Source organism: Pseudomonas sp. P8_241, from assembly GCF_034008315.1.
Taxonomy (GTDB): domain Bacteria; phylum Pseudomonadota; class Gammaproteobacteria; order Pseudomonadales; family Pseudomonadaceae; genus Aquipseudomonas.
Window position 1 is genome coordinate 211824 of the sequence record NZ_CP125377.1, and the last position, 26353, is coordinate 238176.

At 59.3% G+C, this 26353-nt stretch carries 25 protein-coding genes; 17 read left to right on the forward strand and 8 right to left on the reverse strand.

The features are described from left to right. Window positions 1-52 precede the first annotated feature (52 nt). Window positions 53-874, forward strand: coding sequence for a shikimate dehydrogenase (gene aroE, locus QMK58_RS00935; protein WP_053164100.1), 822 nt, complete (start codon window positions 53-55; stop codon window positions 872-874). Window positions 875-955: 81 nt separating this feature from the next. Here the strand turns inward: aroE and QMK58_RS00940 are convergent, their stop codons facing one another. From QMK58_RS00940 to betC, 3 genes are all read right to left on the reverse strand, one after another. Next, complete coding sequence (locus QMK58_RS00940) at window positions 956-2524, reverse strand: SulP family inorganic anion transporter (protein ID WP_053164102.1); 1569 nt, start codon at window positions 2522-2524, stop codon at window positions 956-958. Between the two features lie 150 nt (window positions 2525-2674). Next, entirely contained in the window at window positions 2675-3595 is a 921-nt protein-coding gene (gene choX / locus QMK58_RS00945) for a choline ABC transporter substrate-binding protein (protein WP_053164104.1), read from the reverse strand. Between the two features lie 16 nt (window positions 3596-3611). Further along, window positions 3612-5126 (reverse strand): choline-sulfatase, encoded by a 1515-nt coding sequence (gene betC / locus QMK58_RS00950; RefSeq protein WP_320395773.1) that lies wholly within the window; start codon window positions 5124-5126, stop codon window positions 3612-3614. Window positions 5127-5240: 114 nt separating this feature from the next. Between betC and QMK58_RS00955 the strand changes: the two genes are divergently transcribed. Continuing rightward, window positions 5241-6191: a choline sulfate utilization transcriptional regulator gene (locus tag QMK58_RS00955; RefSeq protein WP_053164108.1), complete on the forward strand. Its 951-nt coding sequence runs from the start codon at window positions 5241-5243 to the stop codon at window positions 6189-6191. Window positions 6192-6224: 33 nt separating this feature from the next. Here QMK58_RS00955 and QMK58_RS00960 read toward each other — a convergent pair whose 3' ends face one another. Then, window positions 6225-6890, reverse strand: coding sequence for an NAD(P)-dependent oxidoreductase (locus tag QMK58_RS00960; protein WP_053164110.1), 666 nt, complete (start codon window positions 6888-6890; stop codon window positions 6225-6227). Between the two features lie 83 nt (window positions 6891-6973). On the opposite strand from QMK58_RS00960, the gene QMK58_RS00965 reads away from it, so the two are divergent. Further along, the gene (locus QMK58_RS00965; protein ID WP_320395774.1) at window positions 6974-7300 is read left to right on the forward strand and encodes a DOPA 4,5-dioxygenase family protein; all 327 of its coding nucleotides are present in this window, start codon (window positions 6974-6976) and stop codon (window positions 7298-7300) included. On the opposite strand, the gene QMK58_RS00970 is transcribed toward QMK58_RS00965, so the two are convergent. Then, window positions 7301-7702 (reverse strand): GFA family protein, encoded by a 402-nt coding sequence (locus tag QMK58_RS00970; RefSeq protein ID WP_053164114.1) that lies wholly within the window; start codon window positions 7700-7702, stop codon window positions 7301-7303. Between the two features lie 326 nt (window positions 7703-8028). Here QMK58_RS00970 and QMK58_RS00975 point away from each other — a divergent pair, with 326 nt between their 5' ends. The 9 genes from QMK58_RS00975 (at window position 8029) to QMK58_RS01015 (ending at window position 18272) form a co-directional block, all read left to right on the forward strand. Beyond that, entirely contained in the window at window positions 8029-9336 is a 1308-nt protein-coding gene (locus tag QMK58_RS00975; protein WP_053164115.1) for a CitMHS family transporter, read from the forward strand. An 85-nt stretch (window positions 9337-9421) separates the two neighbouring features. After that, window positions 9422-10189, forward strand: coding sequence for a TerC family protein (locus QMK58_RS00980; RefSeq protein ID WP_053164117.1), 768 nt, complete (start codon window positions 9422-9424; stop codon window positions 10187-10189). Between the two features lie 288 nt (window positions 10190-10477). After that, complete coding sequence (locus QMK58_RS00985) at window positions 10478-12136, forward strand: Na/Pi cotransporter family protein (RefSeq protein ID WP_053152786.1); 1659 nt, start codon at window positions 10478-10480, stop codon at window positions 12134-12136. Between the two features lie 56 nt (window positions 12137-12192). Then, window positions 12193-13569, forward strand: a complete 1377-nt coding sequence (locus QMK58_RS00990; RefSeq protein ID WP_320395775.1) for a M16 family metallopeptidase — start codon at window positions 12193-12195, stop codon at window positions 13567-13569. A 105-nt stretch (window positions 13570-13674) separates the two neighbouring features. Beyond that, the gene (locus QMK58_RS00995; protein WP_053152791.1) at window positions 13675-14703 is read left to right on the forward strand and encodes a DUF5924 family protein; all 1029 of its coding nucleotides are present in this window, start codon (window positions 13675-13677) and stop codon (window positions 14701-14703) included. A gap of 54 nt (window positions 14704-14757) precedes the next feature. Further along, on the forward strand, window positions 14758-15906 hold the full coding sequence (locus tag QMK58_RS01000; protein WP_053152794.1) for an ABC transporter permease: 1149 nt from the start codon (window positions 14758-14760) through the stop codon (window positions 15904-15906). Next, window positions 15903-16706 (forward strand): ABC transporter ATP-binding protein, encoded by an 804-nt coding sequence (locus QMK58_RS01005; protein ID WP_053152797.1) that lies wholly within the window; start codon window positions 15903-15905, stop codon window positions 16704-16706. Before QMK58_RS01000 ends, QMK58_RS01005 begins: the two co-directional genes overlap by 4 nt. Before the next feature lies 1 nt (window position 16707). After that, window positions 16708-17646 (forward strand): MlaD family protein, encoded by a 939-nt coding sequence (locus QMK58_RS01010; RefSeq protein WP_053152800.1) that lies wholly within the window; start codon window positions 16708-16710, stop codon window positions 17644-17646. Next, window positions 17643-18272, forward strand: a complete 630-nt coding sequence (locus QMK58_RS01015) for an ABC-type transport auxiliary lipoprotein family protein (RefSeq protein ID WP_053152803.1) — start codon at window positions 17643-17645, stop codon at window positions 18270-18272. The genes QMK58_RS01010 and QMK58_RS01015 overlap by 4 nt, the downstream gene beginning before the upstream one ends. A 106-nt stretch (window positions 18273-18378) precedes the next feature. On the opposite strand, the gene QMK58_RS01020 is transcribed toward QMK58_RS01015, so the two are convergent. Together QMK58_RS01020 and QMK58_RS01025 are read right to left on the reverse strand one after the other, a co-directional pair. Continuing rightward, window positions 18379-19029: an HAD family hydrolase gene (locus QMK58_RS01020; RefSeq protein ID WP_053152806.1), complete on the reverse strand. Its 651-nt coding sequence runs from the start codon at window positions 19027-19029 to the stop codon at window positions 18379-18381. 28 nt (window positions 19030-19057) lie between these two features. Further along, window positions 19058-19603, reverse strand: a complete 546-nt coding sequence (locus QMK58_RS01025) for a gamma carbonic anhydrase family protein (protein ID WP_053152809.1) — start codon at window positions 19601-19603, stop codon at window positions 19058-19060. Between the two features lie 88 nt (window positions 19604-19691). On the opposite strand from QMK58_RS01025, the gene prlC reads away from it, so the two are divergent. Together prlC and QMK58_RS01035 are read left to right on the forward strand one after the other, a co-directional pair. Then, window positions 19692-21743, forward strand: a complete 2052-nt coding sequence (gene prlC, locus QMK58_RS01030) for an oligopeptidase A (RefSeq protein ID WP_320395776.1) — start codon at window positions 19692-19694, stop codon at window positions 21741-21743. Then, the gene (locus tag QMK58_RS01035) at window positions 21740-22021 is read left to right on the forward strand and encodes a YheV family putative zinc ribbon protein (RefSeq protein WP_320395777.1); all 282 of its coding nucleotides are present in this window, start codon (window positions 21740-21742) and stop codon (window positions 22019-22021) included. The genes prlC and QMK58_RS01035 overlap by 4 nt, the downstream gene beginning before the upstream one ends. Before the next feature lie 63 nt (window positions 22022-22084). On the opposite strand, the gene QMK58_RS01040 is transcribed toward QMK58_RS01035, so the two are convergent. Continuing rightward, entirely contained in the window at window positions 22085-22390 is a 306-nt protein-coding gene (locus tag QMK58_RS01040; protein ID WP_320395778.1) for a hypothetical protein, read from the reverse strand. Between the two features lie 201 nt (window positions 22391-22591). Between QMK58_RS01040 and QMK58_RS01045 the strand changes: the two genes are divergently transcribed. From QMK58_RS01045 to QMK58_RS01055, 3 genes are all read left to right on the forward strand, one after another. After that, on the forward strand, window positions 22592-23650 hold the full coding sequence (locus QMK58_RS01045; RefSeq protein ID WP_053152999.1) for a PA0069 family radical SAM protein: 1059 nt from the start codon (window positions 22592-22594) through the stop codon (window positions 23648-23650). A 244-nt stretch (window positions 23651-23894) separates the two neighbouring features. Further along, the gene (locus QMK58_RS01050; RefSeq protein WP_053152822.1) at window positions 23895-24626 is read left to right on the forward strand and encodes a carbonic anhydrase; all 732 of its coding nucleotides are present in this window, start codon (window positions 23895-23897) and stop codon (window positions 24624-24626) included. Between the two features lie 90 nt (window positions 24627-24716). Next, window positions 24717-26243 (forward strand): SulP family inorganic anion transporter, encoded by a 1527-nt coding sequence (locus QMK58_RS01055; protein WP_053152825.1) that lies wholly within the window; start codon window positions 24717-24719, stop codon window positions 26241-26243. Window positions 26244-26353 lie beyond the last annotated feature (110 nt).

The following is a 26353-nucleotide window of genomic DNA, read 5'->3' on the forward strand; positions in this document are numbered from 1 at the left end:
GCTGCCAACAAGATCGCAGCCTTCGGCAGCTCCTACGGGTGAGGGTGTGTAGATGGACCGTTATGTCGTATTCGGTAACCCGATTGGCCACAGCAAGTCGCCGCTGATCCATCGCCTGTTCGCCGAACAAACCGCGCAAAAACTCGACTACAACACGTTGCTGGCGCCACTGGATGACTTTTCCACCTGCGCCCGCACCTTTTTCCTCGAAGGTCGCGGGGCGAATGTGACCGTACCGTTCAAGGAAGAGGCCTATCGATTGGCCAACGCCCTGACCGCCCGGGCGCAGCGGGCCGGCGCGGTGAATACCCTGAGCAAACTGGCGGACGGCAGCCTGCTGGGCGACAACACCGATGGTGCCGGGCTGGTTCGGGACCTGACGGTCAACCTGGGTCTGAGCCTCAAGGGCAAACGTATCCTGTTGCTGGGTGCTGGTGGGGCGGTGCGCGGTGCATTGGAGCCGTTGCTGGCCGAACAGCCGGCATCGGTGATCATCGCTAACCGCACGGTGGAAAAAGCCGAGTTGCTGGCCGAGCTGTTCGCCGATCTGGGGCCGGTATCGGCCAGTGGTTTTGACTGGTTGCGCGAGTCGGTGGACGTGATCATCAACGCGACGTCCGCGAGCCTGTCCGGCGACGTGCCGCCGATTGCCAGCAGCCTCATCGAACCGGGCAAGACCGTTTGCTACGACATGATGTACGGAAAAGACCCGACCTCGTTCTGCCGTTGGGCCAGCGAACATGGCGCTGCGGTGGCGATGGATGGGCTGGGGATGCTCGCCGAGCAAGCGGCGGAAGCATTTTTCCTGTGGCGCGGCATGCGTCCGGACACGGCACCGGTGTTGGCTGAACTTCGCCGGCAGTTGGCCCTTTAACGTCAAAAGATCGCAGCCTTCGGCAGCTCCTACACAGGATTTGCATCCATCCTGTAGGAGCTGCCGCAGGCTGCGATCTTTTCAATCCTCAAACCGGATCGGGCATTTCTCTGCGCCCTCCAGCTTTCTCAGTTCTTCCACCACTTGCGGCCGCGCCCGGCGCAAGGTCAGGCTGCGATCCTGGCGCAGCAATCGCCGCGCTTCCTGATGCAGCATTTCCACGCCGGAATAATCGATGAAGTTGATCTGCTGCGCCTCGATCACCACCCGCGTGCCGTGCATGCGTTGCAGGCGAACTTGCAGGTAGTGGCTGGCACCGAAAAAGATCGAGCCGCCAACCCGCAGGATGTCTTCCTCGCCATCGCGCCAATGCTGCACCCGCGGTTGTGAGGTGCGCTTGAGGTAGACGAACAGCGACGCCAGTACGCCGGCGTAAATGGCTGTCTGCAACTCCAAAAGCAACGTGGCGAGACAGGTGAGCACCATCACCATGAACTCGGCGCGGCTGACCCGCAATAACGCGCGGATGCCGCGATGATCGACCAGGCCCCAAGCGATCAACAGAATGCTGCCGGCCATGGCCGGGATCGGGATATGCGCGATCAATTGGGCGCCAAAGATCGCAAACAACGCCACCCACAGCGCCGAAAAAATCCCCGCCAATGGTGAGCAGGCTCCTGCTTCGTAGCTCAAGCCCGAGCGGGTGAAAGAGCCGGCTGACAGCGATCCGGAAAAAAACGCACCGACGATGTTGGATAAGCCTTGGGCGCGGACTTCCTGGTTGGCGTCGAGTATCTGCTGAGAACGTGCGGAGATCGAACGGGCAATCGACAGGCTGGTCACCAACCCCAGCATGCCCACCGCCACGGCACTTGGCAGCAGGCGCAGGATCAGGTCGAGGTCCAGTGGCAACGGGCTGAAGGGCGGTAGCTTGCCGGTGAAGGCGCTGACCAGTTGCACATGACCCAGTTTCGACGGCCAGAGCCAGACCAGCAATCCACCCAGCACCAAAGTAATCAGCAGCGTCGGCCAGCGCGGCAACCACAGTTTCAGGAGCACTCCCACGATCACCGTCGCCAACCCCAGAGCCAGCGAGGGTTTGTCGACTTCGCCGAGGTGTTTGCACAGCAGGATAAGGCTGTCCAGCGCGGTGGCCTGGTTGGGCAAGTCCAGCCCCAGGAGGTTGGGCAATTGGCCGATGGCAATCACCACTGCTGCACCCAGGGTGAAACCGAGCACCACCGAATGCGAAACGAAATTGACCAGTGCGCCAAAGCGCAGCAGCCCCAGCAACCATTGGAAAACGCCGGCCAGGAATGTCAGTAGCAGGATCAGCGTGACGTAGTCCTGTGAGGTCGGAACTGCCAGAGGACTGACGCTGGCGTACAGGACAATGGAGATCGCCGCCGTAGGACCGCAGATTAAATGCCACGACGAGCCCCACAGACAGGCGATCAATACCGGGATGATTGCGGCGTACAAGCCGTATTCCGGTGGGAGGCCGGCGATCAAGGCGTAGGCAATGGATTGTGGTAACGCGAGAATCGCACCGCTGAGGCCGACGATCAGGTCACGCCCAACGCTGGTGCGGGTTTGCCGGGGCAACCAAGTGAGGAAGGGAAAGAGTGAATGGCGGCTGGGCAGGGCCATGGAGCCTCTCGGTGAATGACTGCAAATGCGTCAGGGTGGTATGTCGGGCGCAATGGCGCAAGGGTGAAATCGAATCGCGCGCAGGCTCGCTCCCACAGGGAGCACGCCGACCTGTAGAAGCGAGCCTGCTAGTGATGGCGTCCTTGACCCCTAAAGTTTGGCTTTGACCGCTGGCAACGCATCCTTGCCATCTGCGGTTTTCACCCCGTCGAGCCACTTATCCAGCACCGCCGGATTGGCCTTGATCCATGCCTTTGCGGCAGCTGCGTTGCTGACTTTCTTGTTCACCACCTCGGCCATGATGCTGTTCTCCATTTCCTGAGTGAAACTCAGGTTGGTCAGCAACTTGCCGACATTCGGGCAGGCCTGTGCGTAACCCTTGCGGGTCAGGGTGTAGACGCTGCCGGTGTCGCCGAAGTATTTCTCGCCACCCTTCAGATAATGCATTTTCAGCTGCACGTTCATCGGGTGCGGAGTCCAGCCGAGGAAGGTCACGAACTTCTGTTTTTTCACCGCTCGGGACACTTCCGCCAGCATCGCCTGCTCGCTGGATTCGACCAGTTTCCACTGGCCCATGTCGAAATCGTTGTTCTTGATGATCTCTTGCAGAGAGAGGTTCGCCGGCGCGCCGGAGCCGATGCCGTAGATTTTCTTGTCGAATTTATCCGCGTACTTGTTCAGGTCGGCAAAGCTATGCACACCCGCATCCCACACGTAATCCGGGACGGCGAGGGTGAATTCTGTGCCATCGAGGTTTTTCGCCAGTTGCGTGACGTCGCCGCTCGCCACGAACTTGTCGTAGAAACCCTGCTGTGCCGGCATCCAGTTACCGAGGAACACATCAACCTGGCCGTCCTTCAACCCGCCAAAGGTGATCGGCACCGCAAGAGTGTCAACCTTGGCCTTGTAGCCCATGCCGTCCAGCAGAAACCCGGTGATGGCGTTGGTCGCGGCGATGTCGCTCCAGCCCGGATCGGCCATCTTCACCGTCTCGCAACCCTGATCGGCGAATGCCGATGCACTGCCCAAGGCCAGGAGCCCTACCGTCAGTACTGTGGATAACCTTTGCATGGACTTCCCCTTAACGTTATTGGTTTTGGCAGGGTTGTGGATAACGGGCTTTGCGTTCCAGATCGTCGAGGTCGATATGGTTGCGCATGTATTGCTGACTGGCGTCCACCTGGGGCTGGTGATCCCAGCTCTTCAGCTTGCCGATGGTCAGGGCGTCGGCCACGAAACGCCGGCGCCGCTGGCTCGCGAGTACTTGTTGGTGGATCGTCGGGATGTCCCACTTGGCCCGCGCTTCGGTGAGAAAATCTTCGAAAAGTTGGCGATGTTGTGGCGATTGGCTGAGTTCTTCAATTTCACGCGGGTCATTTTGTACATCGAAAAGCAGGCAAGGGTCGTCTTCGCTGTAGATGAACTTGTAGGCGCCACGGCGGATCATCATCAGCGGGCTGATCGTGCCTTCGGCCATGTATTCGCCGAACACTTCGTCGTGACCGCCCTGCCCTTGCAGGTGCGCAACGAGTGAGCGTCCATCGAGTGGCAAGTCAGGCTCCAGCGAGCCGCCCGCCAGTTCGACGAAGGTTGGCAGCAAGTCGGCAGTGGATACCGAGGCGCTGACTCGACCCGCACCGAACTGTCCCGGCGCACTGATCAACAGGGGCACCCGGGCGGCCATTTCGAACCAGTGCATTTTGTACCAAAGCCCGCGTTCGCCGAGCATGTCTCCGTGATCGCCCGAAAAGACGATGATAGTGTCCTTGATCAACCCTGTTTCTTCGAGGGTTTGCAGAAGTTTGCCGACGTTGCTGTCGATATAGCTGCACGCGCCGAAATACGCTCGGCGAGCATCGCGGATCTTATCCACAGGCAGCGGCTTCTCCCACAGGTCGTAGACCTTGAGCAAACGCTGGGAATGCGGGTCGAGGTCATGCGGGTCCGGCGTTGAAGGCAGCGGGATATCAGCATCGTCGTACAGATCCCAAAAGGCCTTGGGAATCGTGTACGGGTCGTGTGGGTGGGTCATCGATACGGTCAGGCAGAACGGCTGATCGCCCTCCTCGCGAATGTGATCGAACAAATACTGCTGCGCCTTGAACACTACCTCTTCATCGAAATCCAGTTGATTGGTGCGCACGCATGGTCCCGCTTGCAGCACCGACGACATGTTGTGGTACCAGCTCGGACGTACATCCGGCGCATCCCAGTTCACCGCCCACCCGTAATCGGCCGGGTAAATATCGCTGGTCAGGCGTTCTTCGTAGCCGTGCAACTGGTCGGGACCGCAGAAGTGCATCTTTCCAGACAATGCAGTGCGGTAACCGAGGCGACGCAGGTAGTGGGCATACGTCGGTACATCGGCAGGGAAATCGGCTGCATTGTCGTAGGCGCCGATTTTGCTCGGCAACTGGCCGCTGACCAGGGTGAAGCGCGATGGCGCGCACAACGGGCTGTTGCAATAGGCAGAATCAAACACCACGCCTTCGGCAGCGAGGCGACTCAAATTAGGCAGTTTGATGGGCGAAGGGCCGTAAAACGGCAACATTGGCGAGGCCATTTGATCGGCCATGATGAAAAGAATGTTCTTGCGCTTCATGTGATCGCGGCATTCCATAGTGGATGTTTATGCGAAGGTGCTGGGATCGAGGATGTAACCCATGCCTTTTGCGGTAAAGCCCATGCGCGGCAATGACTAGGATAAGCACAGCTTATGTTTGAGGCTCTCGGTGACCTGTCTCTGGATTTGCTCCGCGCCTTTGAAGCGGCCGCCCGTCAGCGCAGCTTCACGGCTGCGGCCAATGAGCTTGGGACTACCCAGCCCGCCATCAGCCAGCAGATCAAGCGCCTGGAAGAGCAATTGGCAACTCGGTTGTTCGACCGCATTTATCGCGGCATCGAATTGACGGAGGCCGGAATGATCCTGTTCGAACAAGTTCAGTTGGGTTTGCAGAATATCGAAGCAGGATTGAGTGCGATCAGCTCACAACAACAGCATGAGGTGTTGCAAGTCGCGACCGATTTTGCCTTCGCGGCCTACTGGTTGATGCCGCGCCTGCACCGTTTTCATGCCGCCAACCCTCAAGTGGACGTGAGTCTTGTGACCAGTGAACGCAGCCACAACATGCTGCGCACGGATATCGACGTCGCGGTCTTGTTCGGCGATGGCCGTTTCAAGCAAGGCGAAAGTCATTGGCTGTTCAGTGAAGAAGTATTTCCGGTGTGCAGCCCGCAGTTGTTGATTGATCGCCCAGCGCCCCTGCCTGCCCAGTGCTTGTTGGAGCTTCCACTGCTGCACCTGCGCGGTGAGAACAGCAGCAACTGGTTCGACTGGAGCGGCGTGTTCCGCGAGCTGGGCATTACATCGCCGCCAGCGCCTGGCCAATTGCGCTTCGATAACTACACCTTGCTGATTCAGGCTGCGATCGGTGGCCAAGGCGTGGCCATCGGCTGGCGGCATCTTGTGGATAACTTGCTGGCGCAAGGGTTGTTGTGTCGACCGATTGCAGAGTCGGCGATGTCTCGGCTTGGATATTACGTAGTACTGCCCCAGCGCAAACGGCGCAGGGCATTGATTCAGCAGTTCGTGGACTGGTTGATGGCAGAGCAGGCCAGTAGTGCCGAGTCGTTGGCGGGGTTGTCATTTCCATCGATTGCTGTTTGAACGTTAAAGATCGCCCGAGCGCGCGGACGATCTTTAACGTTGCGTAACCGCCACAAAATTCACATGTTCACCAATGTGCAGATTCAGCCGCAATTCATCGGCGATCCCCACGGCTACCCGGTTCAGACGCTCCAGGGTTTCTGCCAGGCCAGGTTCCAGGCTGCTGCTGACGTGGGTGAAATGTTCGATGCCGAGCCCTGCTACCGCCCACGGCGCGTTCACCAAGGTCCAATGCAAAGGGCTGCTTTGCAGTGCCTCGCGAATTTCTTCGGCGGCGTGCAATTGCAGTTGGTCTTCGAATTCCGGATCGTCCAGCACGCCGAAATCGCCCACGAGAAATAACCGTGAAATGCCCGCGGCCTGCATGCCGTCAATCAAAGCGTCCACCGCGAGTACCTGCTCGACGGGGCCGGGTACGATGGTTTTTTCCACGGATTCGCTGTTGAACGGCAAACCTGGTGCGTCCAGCAGACAGACGACGGCAGAACTGCCCGCCACACTTTGCTTGACCCGTTGTGCATCGAACAGGTCGCCGGTCTTGGTACGCAAACCGGGGCGCGGTGCGAGCGCGGTCAGGTTATCGAGGATGGCGATCACTTCATGCTGGCGGCGCAGCATTTCAGCCATCAGCGCACTGCCCAGGCTACTCATGGCACCATAGAGCACCACTTTCACGACGGGGGTTTCGGCATTTTTCATGGCTGAGCTCCATTCTTTACTGCGTATATGGTGTGTGACTCGCAGAAAACGATGAGGGTTCGACTCGCTTCAGAGGGATTTCCATGCAGCAGATCAAGGGTTATCACGCTCACGTATATTTCGACGCCAATACGATCGTTCAGGCGCGCACCTTGTGTGAGCAGGCGGCGCAGTTGTTCCCGCTGAAGATGGGGCGTGTACACGAGCGCCCGGTCGGCCCGCACCCGGACTGGAGCTGCCAACTGGCGTTCGGTCCGCAACTGATCGGTGAGGTGCTGCCGTGGCTGGCGCTCAATCGCAAGGGGTTGGTGGTGTTCCTGCACCCGGACACGGGCGACGATCTGCTGGACCACACCGAGCACGCGATCTGGATGGGTGCGACGCGACCGCTGAAACTGTCTGTTTTTTGATCAGAGTGTTTCTTCGGATTCGCCGGGCAAGTGTTCGTCGAGATGCAGCCACGGCAAGCGGCTGTCGGTCCAGATGTGCCGCTCGGCCGGCCCCTGTTCCGGATGATCGAGGGTGGCGATGGTGACGTCGATGCTCTCCGGGCTCAGGTGAGTGATCAAGGCCAATTGCGCCCCACAATTGCCGCAGAAGTATCGTGCGCAGGTGGCTGAAGAGTCGTACTGCGACGGTGTACCGGCCAACCACTGAAAGGCCGACGCGGGCACGGTGATCCAGGTCGTCACGATGCCACCGCTGACCCGACGGCAGATCGAGCAATGGCAATGGGCGATGTCGTGCAGTGGCCCGCTGAACTGATAGCGGACCTGTCCGCAGTGGCAGCCGCCGGTGTGAGTGTCGACCATGCTGATTCCTCCAGATGTGATCAGTGCCGTAACGCCTCCTGTCCCGACCCGACGACCGGTCGTACTTGCAGCCAACACTTTCATCGCCGAAAGCTGGCTGAAAGCTTCCCAGATTAGGATCGCCCTCACTACCGGCAACAGACCGGTCGGCCAATGCCAGCGTTTATCGCTCGCACAGCCCATTTAACAACAACAATGGTGATTCTGATGTCCTCTTCTATCCGCCACTTCGCTGCAACTCCGCCCGTACGTCTCGTGCTTCCCGTTCTGCGCTGATCTCGCCCGGTCCGCCCATTCCCTAGCCGCGCTACGCCTGGAGTATTCCCATGCTGACTTTCCTTGGCTTCGCCATGGTCATCACGTTCATGTTCCTGATCATGACCAAGCGCCTGTCCGCGCTGATCGCCCTGATCCTGATTCCAATCATCTTCGCCCTGTTCGGCGGCTTCGGTCCGAAAATCGGCCCGATGATGCTCGAAGGTATCACCAAGCTTGCACCGACCGGTGTGATGCTGATGTTCGCCATCTTGTACTTCGCCCTGATGATCGACTCCGGCCTGTTTGACCCGGCCGTGCGCAAGATTCTCAAAATGGTCAAGGGCGACCCGTTGAAGGTTTCGGTCGGTACCGCCGTGCTGGCGCTCGTCGTTTCCCTTGATGGTGACGGCGCGACCACGTACATGATCTGCGTGGCCGCCATGCTGCCGCTCTACAGCCGTATCGGCATGAGCCCGCGGATCATGGCCGGCCTGATCATCCTCGCCGGTGGCGTGATGAACATGACCCCATGGGGTGGCCCGACCGCCCGTGCGGCCAGTGCACTGCACGTGGACCCGTCCGACATCTTCGTGCCGATGATCCCGGCCATGGCCGCTGGTGTGGTGGCGATCCTGGCCATTGCCTACTTCTACGGCAAACGTGAGCGTGCGCGCCTGGGTGAACTGCACCTGGTGGGCGATGAAGTCGACCACAGCGAAATCAGCGTGTCGCAGTTCCCGGATGCCCGTCGTCCGAAGCTGATCTGGTTCAATGGCGCCTTGACTCTGGGTCTGATGTGCACCCTGATCGCCGGCCTGTTGCCGTTGCCGGTACTGTTCATGGTGGCGTTCAGTATCGCGATGATCGTCAACTACCCTTGCCTGCAAATGCAGAAAGAGCGCGTCGCGGCCCACGCCGGCAGCGTGCTGGCGGTGGTCGGTCTGATCTTTGCTGCGGGCATCTTCACCGGTATCCTGTCGGGCACCGGCATGGTCGATGCGATGTCGAAAAGCCTGCTGGCGGTGATTCCTGACTTCCTCGGCCCGTACCTGGCGGTGATTACCGCGCTGGTGAGCATGCCGTTCACGTTCTTCATGTCGAACGATGCATTTTATTACGGCGTGTTACCGGTACTTGCCGAAGCCGCCAGCCATTACGGTATAACCGCGGTGGAAATGGCGCGTGCCTCGATCGTCGGTCAGCCCGTCCACCTGTTGAGCCCGCTGGTACCATCGACTTACCTGTTGGTGGCTTTGGCCGGCATCGACTTCGGTGACCACCAGCGCTTCACCCTGAAGTGGGCAGTGCTGGTTTGTATCTGCATACTGGTTGCTGCACTGCTGTTGGGGACTTTCCCGATGTTCAGCACTCTATAAGCCCAAGACTCGCCACTTCGGGTCCAGGCTTCGTGATAAGAAGCCGGGCCCGTTGTGGTTTAAACAATCGCTCAAAGGAATACACATGGAATGGCTGAACAACCCTGAACTCTGGGTTGCCTTCTTCACCCTGACTGCCCTGGAAATCGTCCTGGGTATCGATAACATCATCATGATTTCGATCCTGGTCAGCCGCATGCCCAAGCACCTGCAGGCGCGTACCCGGATTTTCGGTCTGGCGCTGGCCATGATCACGCGAATCCTGCTACTGCTGTCGATCACCTGGGTCATGCGCCTGACGACCGACCTGTTCGAAGTGTTCGGCCAGGGCATTTCCGGGCGTGACCTGATCCTGTTCTTCGGTGGTCTGTTCCTGTTGTGGAAGAGCTCGCAAGAGATGTATCACGCGCTGGAAGGTGAAGACGAAACCAACGAAACGCCTGGCGGCAAAGGTGGCAATTTCCTCTACACCATCGTGCAGATCGCGATCATCGACATCGTGTTCTCGCTGGACTCGGTGATTACCGCTGTCGGCATGGTCTCCCATGTTCCGGTCATGGTCGCGGCGATCATCGTGGCGGTGCTGGTGATGATGCTCGCCTCGGGCAAAATCAGCGAATTCATTGAAAAGCACCCGTCGCTGAAAATGCTGGCGCTGTCGTTCCTGTTGATCGTCGGTACCGTGCTGATTGCCGAGTCCCTGGACGTGCACGTACCAAAAGGCTACGTCTACTTCGCCATGGCGTTCTCGCTGGCGGTTGAGGCGATCAACATCAAGATGCGCTCGTCCATCGCGAAAAAGCGCAAACAGAAGGGGCCGGTCAAGCTGCGCAAGGATATTCCGGGGCAATAACCCGGTAATACGCAACACCCTGTGGGAGCGAGCCTGCTCGCGATGGCGGTCTGTCAGTCAACATCAATGTTGAAGCTGATGACCTCATTGCGAGCAGGCTCGCTCCCACTTTGTTTTGGGTGTGTTCCATGAACGGTTTTTCATGACACTTTTGTTTCAAACCCTTCTTTAGCTATGCGATGCTGGCGCTCAGACCGTTAGCCAACTACAGCTTAAGTATCAGAACGTAGAACGTCGCGCGGCACTGTCAACTTGCTCCTTTGGGGCGCTACATCACAGGGGGTCTGTATGCTCACCCTGCTCAATTTGCTTTCCGCCGTGGCCCTGTTGATCTGGGGCACGCATATCGTCCGAACCGGCATCCTGCGGGTCTACGGCACCAATTTGCGCCACGTCATCAGCCATAACATGACCAACCGCTGGCTGGCTTTCCTCTCCGGGATCGCCGTGACGGCGATGGTCCAGAGCAGCAACGCTACCGCCATGCTGGTCACCTCGTTTGTCGGCCAGGGCCTGATGGCGCTGACCCCGGCGCTGGTCACCATGCTCGGTGCCGATGTCGGTACGGCCCTGATGGCGCGGGTGCTGACGTTCGATCTGTCGTGGTTGTCGCCGCTGCTGATTTTTGTCGGGGTGATTTTCTTTCTGTCGCGCAAGCAGACCCGCCTGGGGCAGATGGGCCGTGTCGCCATTGGGTTGGGGCTGATCATTCTGGCGCTGCAACTGATTGTCGAAGCGGCGCACCCGATTACCCATGCCAAAGGTATGAAGGTGATTTTCGCCTCGCTCACCGGCGATATCCTGCTCGACGCCCTGGTTGGCGCACTGTTCGCGATGATTTCTTACTCTAGCCTGGCTGCCGTGCTGCTGACCGCGACCCTGGCCGGGGCCAACGTGATCAGCCTGCCGGTGGCCATCGGGCTGGTGATCGGCGCCAATATCGGCAGCGGTGTGCTCGCCTTTCTCAGCACCAGCATGCAGAACGCTGCCGGGCGCCAAGTGGCACTGGGCAGCCTGTTGTACAAACTCATTGGTCTTTTATTGATCATCCCGGTACTCGGTCCGCTGGTGCGCTGGCTCGATGGCCTCGACTTCAGCCCGCAGGAGCTGGTGATTGGCTTCCATTTGCTCTACAACACCGTGCGCTGCCTGATTCTGTTGCCCACTGCCGCGCCGATGGCCAGGTTTTGTGCCTGGGCGCTGCCGGAGCACCCACTGGCCAACGGCACGGCCAAACCCCGGCACCTTGACCTGACTGCGCTGGTCACGCCTGGTCTGGCACTCGCCAACGCGGCCCGGGAAACCCTGCGCATGGGCGACTTGATCGACAGCATGCTCGAAGCCATGCTCGACGTTTTGCAGGGCAAGCAAACCGCCGTCACCCAGGAAATGCGCCGCCTGACCGACGATGTCGAAGCGCTCTACAGCGCGATCAAATTGTATCTGGCGCAAATGCCCCGAGAAGACCTCAGCGACCAGGACAGCCGGCGCTGGGCGGAAATCATCGAACTGGCGATCAACCTGAAACTCGCCAGCGACCTGATCGAGCGCATGCTGCGCAAGGTCCAGCAACAGAAAACCTCGCAACGTCGGTCGTTTTCCGAAGTCGGGCTGGACGAATTGACCGGTCTGCAAACTCAGCTGATTTCCAACCTGCGGCTGGGCATGTCGGTGTTTCTCAGCGCCGACCCGGAAAGCGCCCGCCAGTTAGTGCGTGAGAAACGTCGTTTTCGCGCGCAGGAACGCCGCCTGGCTCACGCTCATGTCAGCCGTTTGCAACGTAAGATCGTGCAAAGTATCGAAACCAGTTCCTTGCACCTGGAGTTGATTGCCGACATGAAGCGCCTGAATTCGCTGTTTTGCAGCAGTGCGTATGTGGTGTTGGAAACGCACGACACCGGCGCGCTGGTGGTCGACGAATTTGCTGACATCACGCATTCTCCCTGAACGTCCACAGTGGCCTGAAGTCTGTTGAACTCACGCTAGCCGTATGGAAGCTCGTTATGCGTTGTCTGTTGTTCGCCTGCCTGTTGCTGGGATCTTTTTCTTCGTTTGCCCTGGATCGCTTCCAGGTCGAGGGCTATACGCTGCGCAACGGTTTGCAATTGTTGCTCAAACCCGGCACCGAGCGCGGGCATGTGGCGATTCGCCTGGTGGTAGGCGTGGGCCTGGATGATTTCAGCTGTGGAGAAAAAGAGCTGCCGCACCTGCTCGAACATTTGCTTTTCAGCGGCATCGATGCCAGTGGCGAAGGAGGGCTGGAAGAGCGCATGCAGTCGCTGGGCGGTGAGTGGAACGCCTTCACCAGCAACGCCGATACCACGTTCGTGATCGAAGCCCCAGCCAAAAACCAGCGCAAGGTACTCGACCTGTTGTTGGCGCTGCTGACCCAGACCCGCTTCGACGACAACGCCATCAACGCCGCCAAGCAAGTGGTCGAGCGCGAGGATGGCGGTCACTACACGCACCTGCAACGCTGGCTCGATCGACAGGACCTGGGCCATACCGCCAGCAGTCAACTGGCCGTGGAGCTGGGCCTCAAATGCCCAGAGCGGGCGCAGGTCGATCACCTGACCCGCGAGCAACTGGAAAGTGTGCGCAAGGCTTGGTATGCGCCGAACAATATGACCCTGATCGTGGTCGGCGACCTCGACAAATTGCTACCTGCCTATCTGGACCGCACCTATGGCGAACTGGAAGCGATCAACCCCAGCGAACATCCACCGCTGCCGCAGATCCAGGCCAGCGCTGCTCATGAGCGCACCCTGACGCGTGGGTTTGTTGGAGACGGTGCCAAGTTGCACTGGCTGGTGCCGGAGCCGGTGCTGGAGGATCAGCACGACCAGACCTTCGATTTGCTCAAGGATTACCTGGACTGGGCGCTCTATCGCCAGTTACGCCTGGCGCACAGCTTGTCCTATGGCCCGTGGGCCGAGCGCGAGGTGTTCGGTGGTGTGGGCTTCCTGAGCCTCAATGCCGACCTTGAGCGCGACGATGTGGCCGAGGCGGAACAGGTACTGGAAGAATTGAAGGCCCAGTTGCTCAAGGACGGCCTCAACGCAGAAACCTTCAATCGCCTCAAGCAGGCCGCCATTGCCCGGCAGGCCTGGGCTGTGCAGGGAAACAGCGCGCTGGCTGATTATTACTGGAGCGCCATTGGCGACTACGAGGATGACCGGTTCGCCAATCCGGCCAGAGAACTGCAGGCGGTGTCGCTGCAAGAGGCGAACAAGGCGATGCGTGAGTTGCTCTTGCAGCCGGGATATCTGCGAATCGAGAAGCCTTTGCTCAGTGATGATCAGTTGGTTTGGGCGATTGCCGGGGGGTTGGGGTTGATCGTCTTGATGCTGGTGGGATGGCGTTTGCACCGCAGAAAATAAACATTCCTTGTGGCGGGTTACTCGCTGAGGCGAGCCCCCTCGCCACGGGGTCGCGCCAGAGGTACCCTGTCGAGGATTTTTCCCACGACTACTGTGAAACGCCCAATGTCGAAACTGACCCTTTTCATACAGCGCATCCTCGAACTGATGAAGCGCTATCCGGGGGTCATTGCGCTCGGTGGTTTTGTCTCCGGGGTCGGCAGCTTCATCCTGGTCGACCGTCAGCAAGGTCTGGCGAGCTGGATCACCACCATCATGCTGATCAGCTGGATCTGGTTGATGCTGGAAAACAGCCTGACCAAGCTGTTCGCGCGTATTTTCAAGCGCGAAATCCCACAACCGCTGTTGCGTTATGCAACGCAGATGATCCACCAGGAAAGTCTGTTCTTCGTTCTGCCGTTCTTTTTCATCACCACGACCTGGAACAGCGGCCAACTGTTTTTCACCGGCCTGTTGAGCATCGCGGCACTGATCTCGATCATCGATCCGCTCTACTACAAGTGGCTGGCGCCACGACGCTGGGCGTTCCTGGCGCTGCACACCCTGACCCTGTTCGCCGCTTTGCTCACGGCATTGCCGGTGATCATGCACCTGACCACCTCGCAGAGTTTCAAATGGGCGCTGGGCATCGCCGTGCTGCTGTCGTTCCCGAGCCTGGCGTCGATCTTCCCGATCCGTACAATTCGCAACGCCCTGGCGATCCTGAGTATCACCGTCGGCATCGGCGGCGTCGGTTGGGCGCTGCGTTCATGGGTGCCGCCGGCGACTTTGTGGATGACCGACGTGGCCATCAGCACGCAGATGCAGGACCGCACCCCGGGCGCCAGCCTCGACGAAGTGAGCGTCGAGCAGATCCGCGGTGGCGGCCTTTACGCCTACACCGCAATCAACGCCCCGCGTGGCCTGGACGAGCGGATTTACCATGTCTGGAAATTCAACGGCAAAGAGGTCGACCGTATTGCGCTGGATATCCATGGCGGGCGCAAGGAAGGTTACCGGGCGTGGACCCACAAACAGAATTTCCCCGGCAACCCCGCCGGCAAATGGCAAGTTAGGGTGTTGACCGAAGACGGCCAGGTCATCGGCGTGCTGCGCTTCGTGGTCAAGGACAGCACAGCGATCAAAGAAAACTAACCGGGTTCGTGCTATTACGTAGGTCTGCCTAATAGCCGAACAAGCAAGGAGCTTATGATCAGCAGCACAATGGCCGGCGATGCCCGACTGGACACTTCGCTCACCCCTGCGCGGTTGCGGGTGACGGGCGACTGGACGCTTGCCCATTACGCCGGCCTCAAGCTGCTGAGCGAAAGCCTTTACGGCCAGTACGACGCCGACACCCAGGTCGATCTCAACGGTCTCGGCGCCCTTGACACCGCTGGCGCCTCGTTGTTGGTGGAACTGTTGGGTTCCGAGCGCATTGGCCGCACCGCCCAGCATCCCGATTGCACTCTTTCCTCCGCCGACCGCGCGTTACTGCAAACGGTGTACTGCTCGCTGACCGATTTCTGCGTGCCGATCAAGGAGCCGGAAATCAGCGTTAGCATTCAATTGCTGACTCGCATCGGTCGCGCCGTGGACACCGTCTGGCAGGACACCCTGCAACTGCTCGGTTTCGTAGGGCTGATCATCGAAACCATCGCCCGCGGCCTGTTTCGACCCAAGCGCTGGCGCATCACGCCGATGGTCTCGCACATCGAACAAACAGGGCTCGACGCTGCGCCCATCGTAGCCCTGCTGACCTTTCTGGTCGGCGCCGTGGTGGCGTTTCTCGGGGCGACGGTACTGGCGACGTTCGGTGCCAGTGTGTTTACCGTGGATCTGGTGGGGTTTGCCTTCCTGCGCGAATTTGGTGTGTTGCTCACCGCGATCCTGATGGCCGGGCGCACCGCCAGTGCGTTCACGGCGCAGATCGGTTCGATGAAGGCCAACGAAGAAATAGACGCCATCCGCACCTTGGGCCTCGACCCGATGGAGTTGCTGGTAGTGCCACGCGTGCTGGCCTTGCTGATCGCCCTGCCGATGCTGACGTTTCTGGCAATGATTTCAGGAATCATCGGCGGCGCGGTGGTCTGCGCAGTATCGCTGGATATTTCACCGGCGATGTTCCTGTCGCTGCTGCAATCGGACATCGGCGTTCAGCACTTTCTGGTGGGCATCGTCAAAGCGCCGATTTTCGCCTTCCTGATCGCCGCCATCGGTTGCCTCGAAGGCTTCAAGGTCAGCGGCAGCGCCGAGTCCGTGGGTGCCCACACCACATCGAGTGTGGTGCAGTCGATTTTCGTGGTGATCGTGCTCGACGCGGTGGCTGCGCTGTTTTTCATGGAGATGGGCTGGTGAACCGTGTACCCCGAGCGCCCTGCGAGGCGGTGATTGAAGTGCGTGGCCTGTGCAATCGCTTTGGCCGCCAGAGCGTGCACGAGAACCTTGACCTGGATTTGTACAAGGGCGAAATCCTCGCTGTGGTCGGCGGTTCCGGCAGCGGTAAATCGGTGCTACTGCGTAGCATCGTCGGTTTGCGTCAGCCCAGCGAAGGCGTAGTGAAAGTCTTCGGCAAGAACCTGCCAACCCTGTCTGAGCACGAGCGTTCATTGGTGGAACGGCGCTTTGGCGTGCTGTTCCAGAAAGGCGCATTGTTCTCGTCGTTGACGGTGACCGAGAACGTCGCACTGCCTTTGATCGAGCACGCCGGCTTGAGCCGCAACGACGCCGAGCACCTGGCGGCGGTAAAGATGGCCTTGGCCGGGTTGCCGTTGTCAGCGGCGGACAAATACCCGGCGTCCCTGTCCGGCGGCATGATCAAGCGTGCTGCACTCGCCCGGGCGCTGGCGCTGGACCCGGACATCCTGTTTCTCGACGAGCCCACTGCCGGCCTCGATCCGATTGGCGCCGCGGCGTTCGATCAATTGATCCTGACCCTGCGCGATGCGCTGGGCCTGAGTGTATTTCTGGTGACCCACGACCTCGACACGCTCTACACCATCACCGACCGGGTGGCCGTGCTGGCGCAGAAAAAGGTGCTGGTGGCGGACGCCATCGACAAGGTCTCGGAAACCGACGACGCGTGGATTCACGAATATTTCCATGGCCCTCGCGGCCGCGCGGCGCTGACAGCCGCCCAACAGCTTCACGAGGTCTGACATGGAAACCCGAGCACATCATGTGTTGATCGGCCTGTTCACTGTGATCGTGGTGGCAGGCGCCCTGCTCTTCGGACTCTTTCTGGCCAAGTCCAGCGTCGATACCGAATTCAAGGATTACGAGGTCGTGTTCAACGAGGCGGTCAGCGGCCTGTCCAAGGGCAGTTCGGTGCAGTACAGCGGAATCAAGGTCGGCGACGTGGTGACGCTGCGCCTGGACCCGAAAGACCCGCGCCGGGTGCTTGCCCGGATTCGTCTGGCTGGCGATACCCCGATCAAGGAAGACACCCAGGCCAAACTGGCGCTGACCGGCGTCACCGGAACCTCGATCATCCAGCTCAGCGGCGGTACGCCACAGAGCCCGACGCTTAAGGGAAAGGATGGCCACCTGCCGACCATCGTCGCTTCGCCCTCGCCCATCGCCCGCCTGCTCAATGACAGCGAAGACCTGATGGCCGGGGTAAGCTCGCTGATGCGTAACGCTAACCTGATGTTCTCCACGGAAAACATTGAGCGCATCAGCGAGACCCTGGAGCATCTGGAGCAAACCACCGGGGCCATTGCCGATCAGCGTGACGATATTCGTCAGGCCATGAAGCAACTGGCGTCGGTCGGCAAGCAAGCCAACAGCATGCTCGAGCAGACCACGGCGTTGATGCGCAATGCCAACGGCCTGCTCAATGACAACGGCAAGCAGATGTTCAGCAGCGCCGAGCAGGCGATGAAATCCCTGGAGCAGAGCAGCGCCACCATCAACACACTACTCACCGCCAATCAGCAATCGCTGAACAACGGCATGCAGGGTCTCAACGGCCTGGCCCCGGCGGTGCGCGAACTGCGCGAAACCCTGACGTCGTTACGCACCATCTCCCAACGCCTGGAAGCCAACCCCAGCGGTTACCTGCTGGGCAGCGACAAGACCAAGGAATTCACGCCATGAAGCTTTCCCGAATTGCCTTGCTCGCGAGCGTTACTCTGATCAGTTCGTGCTCGATCCTGCCCAAGCCTGAGCCGTTCGATGTCTATCGATTGCCTGCTGCGACACAGAACAGCGGTTCAGCCAGTCATGGCAGGCCGCAACAATGGTCTCTACGCCTGACCAAGTTGCAGAGCAGCGAAGCGTTGAACAGTCCGAACATCGCGGTGATTCCTCAAGGCGACGTGATCAGCCATTACAAAGGCTCGCGCTGGAGCGATCCGGCGCCGGTGCTGTTGCGCAATCGCCTGCTGGACGGCTTTCAGCGTGATGGACGGGTCGCGCTGTTGAGCACCGATGACAGTCTTTTTCATGGCGATCTGGAGCTGGGTGGCAATTTGCAGGCCTTCCAGACGGAGTACCAGGGCAGCTCGGCGAACGTGGTCGTGCGCCTGGACGCCTTGTTGGTGCGCGGTTACGACCAGCGCATCCTCGCCAGTCGCCGCTTTGAAGTGCGCCAGCCGCTGAGTGATGTGCAGGTGCCCGCGGTGGTCGCAGGGTTTGGTCAGGCGAATGACCAACTGACGGTGCAGGTGGTGAACTGGGCGGTTGAACAAGGGCAGAGACTCGCCCCGCCACCCAGACCTTGATGCGGTCCCCTGTAGGAGCGAGCCTGCTCGCGATGGCGGTGTGTCAGACACATTGATTTTGAATGTGCGACCGTCGTCGTGAGCAAGCTTGCTCCTACAGGTGCTTTCAGCGGCGCAAAAACGCTTGATGCAGCGCTTCCAGTGTTTCAAAGTGATACGCCGGAGCTTCCGCGCTCAACTCTTCATGGCTGCCGAAGCCGTAACCCACCGCTGCCGCGTCCAGGCCATTACTGCGTGCGCCGATCAGATCATGTTTGCGGTCACCGATCATCAGGGTATTGGCCGGATCGAGGCCTTCTTCAGCGATCAAATGGGCGATCAGCTCGACCTTGTTGGTCCGGGTGCCGTCCAGTTCGCTGCCGTAAATCACTTTGAAGTGTTTGGCGAAGTCGAAGTGCCGGGCGATTTCTCGAGCGAAAATCCACGGTTTCGAAGTTGCGATATACAGCTGTCGACCTTGCCCGCCCAGGGTTTCGAGCAGCGGGGTGACGCCGTCGAACACGCGGTTTTCGTACAGGCCGGTCACCTTGAAGCGCTCGCGGTAGAAATTCACCGCCTCCCACGCCTTCGTTTCGTCGAAGTCGTAGAACTGCATGAACGCCTGCAACAGTGGCGGGCCGATGAAGTGTTCGAGTTTGGTCAGGTCCGGCTCATCGATCCCCAGATTGCTCAGGGCAAACTGGATCGAACGGGTGATGCCTTCGCGCGGGTCGGTCAGGGTGCCATCGAGGTCGAACAAAACGGTTTGGTAATGCATGAAAATTCCTGGATGTTGGTGCGCCGGTTCAGAGCTGGTCGTAGCCTTCGGCCAGATGCAGATCCTTGAGCTTCACGTAGTTCGCCGCGCTGTAGGTGAAAAAGGCGCGTTCCTTGTCCGTCAGCGGCCGGATCTGTTTCACCGGGCTACCCACGTACAGGAAACCGCTTTCCAGGCGTTTACCCGGTGGCACCAGGCTGCCGGCACCGATGATCACGTCGTCTTCGACCACGGCACCGTCCATGACAATGCTGCCCATGCCGATCAGCACCCGGCTGCCCACCGAGCAACCGTGAAGCATGACTTTATGGGCAATGGTCACATCATCACCGATCAACAGCGGGAAACCGTCCGGGTTGAACGGCCCGGCGTGGGTGATGTGCAACACGCAGCCGTCCTGCACGCTGGTGCGCGCGCCGATGCGGATGCGGTGCATATCGCCGCGGATTACCGTCAATGGCCATACCGAACTGTCTTCGCCGATCTCGACGTCGCCGATTACCACCGCTGAACGGTCGACAAAAGCCCTTGGGCCCAGCAGCGGCGTGTGGTTCTGATACTTGCGCAGGTTCACGATAGGGTTTCTCTCTGTTGCTGATAGCTGCGGTGAGCGTCGATTGTAATTAAGATGGCCGCATGTTTCTCCAGCCAAGGTGCCCACTGTGAGCGTGAACAACCCTCTTTTGCAGTCCTACGACCTGCCGCCGTTCTCTGCGATCCGTGCCGAACACGTGCAACCGGCCATTGACCAGATTTTGGCGGACAACCGCGCCGCCATCATCGAGATCCTCAAGACCCAGGGCAAGCAGCCGACCTGGGCCGGGCTGGTGCTGGCGATGGACGAGCTCAATGATCGTCTCGGCGCTGCCTGGAGCCCGGTCAGCCACCTCAATGCTGTGTGCAACAGCGCCGAACTGCGTGAAGCTTACGAGTCGTGCCTGCCGGCGTTGAGCGCCTACTCCACCGAGATGGGCCAGAACCGCGAATTGTTCCAGGCCTTCGAAGCCTTGGCCAATAGTCCTGAAGCCGCCGGTTTTGACGTGGCGCAGAAAACTATCCTGGAACACTCCCTGCGTGACTTCCGTCTGTCGGGTATCGACCTGCCGGAAGCCGAGCAGAAGCGCTACGCCGAAGTGCAAAGCAAGTTGTCCGAGTTGGGCAGCCGCTTTTCCAATCAGCTGCTCGACGCTACCCAGGCGTGGACCAAGCACCTCACCGATGAAGCCACCCTCGCCGGCCTGACTGATTCGGCCAAGGCGCAAATGGCGGCCGCCGCGCAAGCCAAGGGCCTGGATGGCTGGTTGATCACCCTGGAGTTCCCGAGTTACTACGCGGTGATGACCTACGCTCGCGACCGTGCGCTGCGTGAAGAAGTCTACGCCGCGTACTGTACCCGTGCGTCGGACCAAGGCCCGAATGCCGGCCAGAACGACAACGGCCCGGTGATGGAAGAAATACTCGACCTGCGTCAGGAACTGGCCAAGCTCTTGGGCTTCGCCAGTTTCTCGGAGCTGAGCCTGGCAACCAAAATGGCAGAATCCAGCGATCAGGTGCTGAGTTTCCTGCGTGACCTGGCCAAGCGCAGCAAGCCGTTCGCCGCGCAGGATCTGGAGCAGCTCAAGGCTTACGCTGCTGAGCAGGGTTGCCCGGATCTGCAAAGCTGGGACAGCGGTTTCTACGGTGAAAAACTCCGTGAACAACGCTACAGCGTGGCCCAGGAAGCCCTGCGCGCCTACTTCCCGATCGATAAGGTATTGAGCGGTCTGTTCGCCATTGTTCAGCGTTTGTACGGCATCGAGATTGCTGAGCAAAAAGGCTTCGACACCTGGCACCCTGATGTCCGCCTGTTCGAAATCAAGGAAAATGGCCAGCATGTCGGTCGCTTCTTCTTCGACCTCTACGCCCGCGCAAACAAGCGCGGCGGTGCCTGGATGGATGGGGCCCGCGACCGTCGCCGTACCGCCGAGGGCGTTTTGCAAAGCCCTGTGGCCAACCTGGTGTGCAACTTCACCCCGGCCGACAGCGGCAAGCCTGCGCTGTTGACCCACGATGAAGTCACCACCCTGTTCCACGAGTTCGGTCATGGTTTGCATCACTTGCTGACCCGCGTCGAGCACGCCGGCGTATCCGGCATCAACGGCGTGGCTTGGGATGCGGTCGAGTTGCCGAGCCAGTTTATGGAAAACTGGTGCTGGGAGCCGGAAGGTCTGGCGCTGATTTCCGGTCATTACGAATCTGGCGAACCACTGCCGCAAGATCTGTTGCAAAAAATGCTCGCGGCGAAAAACTTTCAGTCCGGCCTGATGATGGTTCGCCAACTGGAATTTTCGCTGTTCGACTTCGAACTGCACGCCACCCACGGCGATGGCCGCAGCGTGCTGCAAGTGCTCGAAGGCGTGCGTGACGAGGTTTCGGTGATGCGTCCACCGGCCTACAACCGATTCCCCAACAGTTTTGCGCATATTTTCGCCGGCGGTTACGCGGCGGGCTACTACAGCTACAAATGGGCGGAAGTGTTGTCGGCGGATGCTTTCTCCAGGTTTGAGGAAGAAGGCGTGCTCAACGCCGACACCGGTCGCGCCTTCCGCGAGGCGATCCTGGCGCGGGGTGGTTCTCAGGAGCCGATGGTGCTGTTCGTCGACTTCCGTGGCCGTGAGCCTTCGATTGACGCACTCTTGCGCCATAGCGGCCTGAGTGAGGACGCGGCAGCATGAGTGAGGGACCTGTGATTACCAAAAGACGCTTTATCGCCGGAGCGGTCTGCCCGGCATGCAGCGAGCCGGACAAGCTGATGATGTGGAGTGAAAACGACGTGCCGCATCGCGAGTGCGTGGCCTGTGGTTACTCCGACACGCTCAATGAACAAGGGTTATCGGTGCCCAAGGAACTGGGAACGCGGGTCAACATCACCACGCCCAAGGCTGCAGACACCAAGGTTCAGGCTGTTCAGTTCTTCCCGAATCCGAAGCTAAAGAAAAACTCGGACGAGTAATAAACAAGTCAAAAAAGGCCCCCGTTGCGTTATGCAGTGGGGGCTTTTTTTATATGTTTTTAATCAAGGCGTGGAAATATTGGCATAGGCTTTGGCCAGTGCCAGAAGTTTGGCCTTGTCATCGGCGTCGATATCGCCATCACCATCAATGTCTTTGTTGATATTGCCGAGACTGAAGGTTCTGCCGCCATCATTAGACGATGCGATGAGGACTGTGGAGTCCAGTAAGGCCGTGGTCTCCAGCGAGTTTTCAGCATTCCGACCGTTCTCTTTCAATGCGAATTGCAGGGAAACGAGTACTTCGTTTTGGTCGACAATTGTTGGGCCAAGCTTTTGTAGAAAGATACCGCGGCGGTTGAAAAACGACATAATCAAATCCTTTTAATTAATATAAATGTCCCTGTGTGCAACGGAAGTAACGATACCGGAATTGCAAATTTTTTAGCCAGTCGTCATATGTATCACTTAATTGCTTTGCACTATCCCGAATCAAGAAGATGCTGAGCGGTACTGGTGCGATGGATGTCATCGATATACTGTATGCACATACAGCGCAAAGGGTTTTCTTCCATGCACACGCCATTGCCCCTACGTGGCCGCGGCACCGCGACCAATCCCCATAATCGTTTCGCCCCCAATCGGTCGGTGGCCGAGGACGACGGCTGGTACCAAGAGGTGCCGACCACACAAGGCACCGTGGTAAGCATCGAGGCGGCGAAAACCATCATCACCCGCAATACCTCGCCGGACTTGCCCTTCGATCGTTCGATCAATCCCTACCGGGGCTGTGAACACGGCTGCATTTATTGCTACGCGAGGCCGAGCCATGCTTATTGGGATATGTCGCCGGGGCTGGATTTCGAAACCAAACTGATCGCCAAGACCAACGCTGTCGATGTGCTGGAGCAACAGCTGTCCAAGCGCGGCTACCAATGCGCGCCGATCAACCTCGGGTCCAACACCGATCCTTATCAGCCGATCGAGCGCGAATACAAGATCACCCGGCAAACCCTCGAAGTGTTGTTGCGCTATCGGCATCCGGTGACCATCGTCACCAAGGGCTCGCTGATTCTGCGCGATCTCGACCTGTTGACCGAGCTGGCCCGGCACAGGCTGGTGGCGGTGATGATCAGCCTGACCAGCCTGGACGACGAACTCAAACGCATCCTTGAACCCCGCGCTGCGGCGCCAAAGGCCAGGCTGCGCGCGATCCGGGTGATGCGCGACGCAGGCATTCCTGTCGGTGTGTTGTGTTCACCGATGATTCCGATGATCAACGACAGCGAACTCGAAAGCCTGCTCACCGAGGCTCAGGCGGCCGGGGCGCAAAGCGCTGCTTATATGATGTTGCGCCTGCCGTTGGAAGTGGCACCGTTGTTTGAAGAGTGGCTGGCTGCCCACTACCCGCAACGGGCCGCGCACGTGCTGAGCCTGATTCGCCAGAGCCGGGGTGGCGAGCTTTACGACAGTCGCTTTGGTTCACGAATGCGTGGCGAAGGTCCTTTTGCCGACCTGCTGGCGCAGCGCTTCGCCAAAGCGATCAAGCGCCTGGGACTCAATCATCGCGAAGGCTTCAATCTGGACTGCGATGCCTTTTGTCCGCCCGGTCGCCAGATGTCGTTGATTTGAGGACAATTGGCCTATCGTTGAGTACGGGCAATTTCATTTTGCCATTAAGCTGGTCACGTTTTTTGTGACCTGGAACACGCATTCCAGAGCGGTTTATTCAGTTTGAGTTAAGATTCGGCCGCTACCTTGTTCATCGAGTGACTGACGGGTCGAGGTGTTTCGACCTGGATGTTTTTTACACAGGCACTGGCTTCAGACCGGACAACACGGGAAGATTCCATGACTCCGATAAAGAGGATGAATCATGAGTGACAAGGATAAACAGCCGTTGGCTGCGTCGGCGTCCGCCGAACCTGAGGCGGAAACCGCCGATGCAGCGCTGCAGCATATCGTTGAAGGCTTTTTGCATTTTCATCATGAGATCTTTCCCCAGCAGGAAGAACTCTTCAAGAAACTCGCCACGGCTCAGCGGCCGCGCGCGATGTTCATTGCTTGCGCCGACTCGCGCATCGTTCCGGAATTGATCACCCAAAGTGCCCCCGGCGACCTGTTCGTGACCCGTAATGTGGGCAATGTTGTGCCGCCCTACGGGCAAATGAACGGTGGTGTTTCCACCGCTATCGAGTACGCGGTGCTGGCGCTTGGCGTGCATCACATCATCATTTGTGGGCATTCCGATTGCGGCGCGATGCGCGCGGTCCTCAACCCCCAGAGCCTGGAAAAAATGCCCACGGTCAAAGCCTGGCTGCGGCATGCCGAAGTGGCGAAGACCATGGTCCAGGACAACTGCCACTGCGCTAACGAAAGCGAAAGTATGCACATCCTCACCGAAGAGAATGTCATCGCCCAATTACAGCACCTGCGCACGCATCCGTCGGTGGCCTCGCGCATGGCCAATGGTCAGTTGTTTATCCACGGTTGGGTCTACAACATCGAAACCAGCGAAATCAAAGCCTACGATGCCGATCAAGGTTGTTTCCTGCCGCTCAATGGCAGCCTGCCGATTCCCGTGGCGACGCCCAAAGCGCGCTTCTAAATCCTCCTAAATCCTTGTGTGGTTTAGCCGAGGCTGCCGATCAGGCAGCCCGGCTTTGCCATGCCTGAAGAAAACTTCGGGAGAGTCACCATGCGTGCTGCTCAACTCAAAGCTGTTCTGCCACGGGAGCTGCTGGCTTCGGTGGTTGTGTTTCTGGTCGCCCTGCCCTTGTGCATGGGCATCGCGATTGCCTCGGGATTGCCGCCAGCCAAAGGCCTGATCACTGGCATCATCGGCGGATTGGTGGTCGGCTGGCTGGCGGGTTCGCCGCTGCAAGTCAGCGGTCCGGCGGCGGGTCTGGCGGTTCTGGTGTTCGAGCTGGTGCGCCAGCACGGTATCGCCATGCTCGGGCCGATTCTGTTGCTCGCCGGTTTTCTTCAATTGGTGGCCGGTCGTTTAAAGCTGGGCTGCTGGTTCCGCGTAACGGCGCCTGCGGTGGTGTACGGCATGCTGGCCGGGATTGGTGTGTTAATCGTTCTGTCTCAGGTACACGTGATGCTGGATGCCGTGCCCAAACCCTCGGGCCTGGAGAATCTGGCCGGTTTCCCGCAAGCGCTGGCACAGGCATTGCCGACACTGGGCTGGCAAGCCGGATTACTCGGGTTGTCGACGATTGCCGTGATGTGGCTGTGGGAAAAATTCCGCCCGCAATCCCTGCGTTTTGTTCCGGGTGCGCTACTGGGTGTCGGCCTGGCAACCCTTGCCAGTCTGGTGTTGGCATTGCAGGTCAAACGGGTCGAGGTGCCGGCCAATCTGACGGAAGCCATCGACTGGTTGAAGCCGGCGGACTTGCTCAACCTGGCTGATCCGACCTTGTTGGTCGCCGCGATTGCCGTGGCCTTCATCGCCAGCGCCGAGACGCTGCTCTCGGCTGCAGCGGTTGATCGCATGCACAGCGGTCAGCGCTCTGACTTCGACCGGGAGTTGTCTGCTCAGGGAATCGGCAACATGCTGTGCGGCTTGCTCGGGGCGTTGCCGATGACCGGCGTTATCGTGCGCAGTTCGGCCAACGTGCAGGCGGGCGCCACAACCCGCTTCTCGACCATATTCCACGGGTTGTGGTTACTGGCGTTCGTGCTGTTGCTGTCCAGCGTGCTGCAGAGCATTCCGGTGGCGAGCCTGGCGGGCGTGTTGGTGTACACCGGTTTCAAGCTGGTAGACCTCAAGGTCTTTCGGGGGTTGGGCCGCTATGGGCGGGCGCCGATGTTCACCTATGCGGCTACCGCCCTCGCCATCGTACTTACGGACTTGCTCACGGGTGTTTTGATTGGCTTCGGCCTGACGCTGGTGAAGTTGGCATTAAAGGCTTCGCGCTTGAAAATCAGCTTGATCGACCTGCCTAAGCAAGGGGAAATGGAACTGCGTCTGGTGGGCGCGGCAACCTTTCTCAAAGTGCCGGCGCTGACCCAGGTGCTGGGCAGCATCCCTGCGGGTACGACGGTGCATGTGCCGCTCAATAACCTGAGCTACATCGATCACTCGTGTCTGGAGTTGCTGGAGGAATGGGGACGGGCGAACTCGGCAAAGGGGTCGAAACTGTTGATTGAGTCGCGGGGATTGAAGCGCAGGCTTGAAGGCAGGGTTCGTACCACCACCGGCATCGGCGCTGCTGGCTAAAAAACAATGCAGGAGCGAGCTTGTTCGCGATGGTGGCGGATCACTCAACGTTGATGTTGAATGACATGGCCTCATCGCGAGCAAGTTCGCTCCTGCAGGGGGTTGTGGTT

What these genes read in the sequence shown, in the direction of transcription:
- aroE (WP_053164100.1), top strand. Translation starts at nt 53, where the DNA reads ATGGACCGTTATGTCGTATTCGGTAACCCGATTGGCCACAGCAAGTCG.
- QMK58_RS00940 (WP_053164102.1), bottom strand. Translation starts at nt 2,524, where the DNA reads ATGGCCCTGCCCAGCCGCCATTCACTCTTTCCCTTCCTCACTTGGTTG.
- choX (WP_053164104.1), bottom strand. Translation starts at nt 3,595, where the DNA reads ATGCAAAGGTTATCCACAGTACTGACGGTAGGGCTCCTGGCCTTGGGC.
- betC (WP_320395773.1), bottom strand. Translation starts at nt 5,126, where the DNA reads ATGAAGCGCAAGAACATTCTTTTCATCATGGCCGATCAAATGGCCTCG.
- QMK58_RS00955 (WP_053164108.1), top strand. Translation starts at nt 5,241, where the DNA reads ATGTTTGAGGCTCTCGGTGACCTGTCTCTGGATTTGCTCCGCGCCTTT.
- QMK58_RS00960 (WP_053164110.1), bottom strand. Translation starts at nt 6,890, where the DNA reads ATGAAAAATGCCGAAACCCCCGTCGTGAAAGTGGTGCTCTATGGTGCC.
- QMK58_RS00965 (WP_320395774.1), top strand. Translation starts at nt 6,974, where the DNA reads ATGCAGCAGATCAAGGGTTATCACGCTCACGTATATTTCGACGCCAAT.
- QMK58_RS00970 (WP_053164114.1), bottom strand. Translation starts at nt 7,702, where the DNA reads ATGGTCGACACTCACACCGGCGGCTGCCACTGCGGACAGGTCCGCTAT.
- QMK58_RS00975 (WP_053164115.1), top strand. Translation starts at nt 8,029, where the DNA reads ATGCTGACTTTCCTTGGCTTCGCCATGGTCATCACGTTCATGTTCCTG.
- QMK58_RS00980 (WP_053164117.1), top strand. Translation starts at nt 9,422, where the DNA reads ATGGAATGGCTGAACAACCCTGAACTCTGGGTTGCCTTCTTCACCCTG.
- QMK58_RS00985 (WP_053152786.1), top strand. Translation starts at nt 10,478, where the DNA reads ATGCTCACCCTGCTCAATTTGCTTTCCGCCGTGGCCCTGTTGATCTGG.
- QMK58_RS00990 (WP_320395775.1), top strand. Translation starts at nt 12,193, where the DNA reads ATGCGTTGTCTGTTGTTCGCCTGCCTGTTGCTGGGATCTTTTTCTTCG.
- QMK58_RS00995 (WP_053152791.1), top strand. Translation starts at nt 13,675, where the DNA reads ATGTCGAAACTGACCCTTTTCATACAGCGCATCCTCGAACTGATGAAG.
- QMK58_RS01000 (WP_053152794.1), top strand. Translation starts at nt 14,758, where the DNA reads ATGATCAGCAGCACAATGGCCGGCGATGCCCGACTGGACACTTCGCTC.
- QMK58_RS01010 (WP_053152800.1), top strand. Translation starts at nt 16,708, where the DNA reads ATGGAAACCCGAGCACATCATGTGTTGATCGGCCTGTTCACTGTGATC.
- QMK58_RS01015 (WP_053152803.1), top strand. Translation starts at nt 17,643, where the DNA reads ATGAAGCTTTCCCGAATTGCCTTGCTCGCGAGCGTTACTCTGATCAGT.
- QMK58_RS01020 (WP_053152806.1), bottom strand. Translation starts at nt 19,029, where the DNA reads ATGCATTACCAAACCGTTTTGTTCGACCTCGATGGCACCCTGACCGAC.
- QMK58_RS01035 (WP_320395777.1), top strand. Translation starts at nt 21,740, where the DNA reads ATGAGTGAGGGACCTGTGATTACCAAAAGACGCTTTATCGCCGGAGCG.
- QMK58_RS01040 (WP_320395778.1), bottom strand. Translation starts at nt 22,390, where the DNA reads ATGTCGTTTTTCAACCGCCGCGGTATCTTTCTACAAAAGCTTGGCCCA.
- QMK58_RS01045 (WP_053152999.1), top strand. Translation starts at nt 22,592, where the DNA reads ATGCACACGCCATTGCCCCTACGTGGCCGCGGCACCGCGACCAATCCC.
- QMK58_RS01050 (WP_053152822.1), top strand. Translation starts at nt 23,895, where the DNA reads ATGAGTGACAAGGATAAACAGCCGTTGGCTGCGTCGGCGTCCGCCGAA.
- QMK58_RS01055 (WP_053152825.1), top strand. Translation starts at nt 24,717, where the DNA reads ATGCGTGCTGCTCAACTCAAAGCTGTTCTGCCACGGGAGCTGCTGGCT.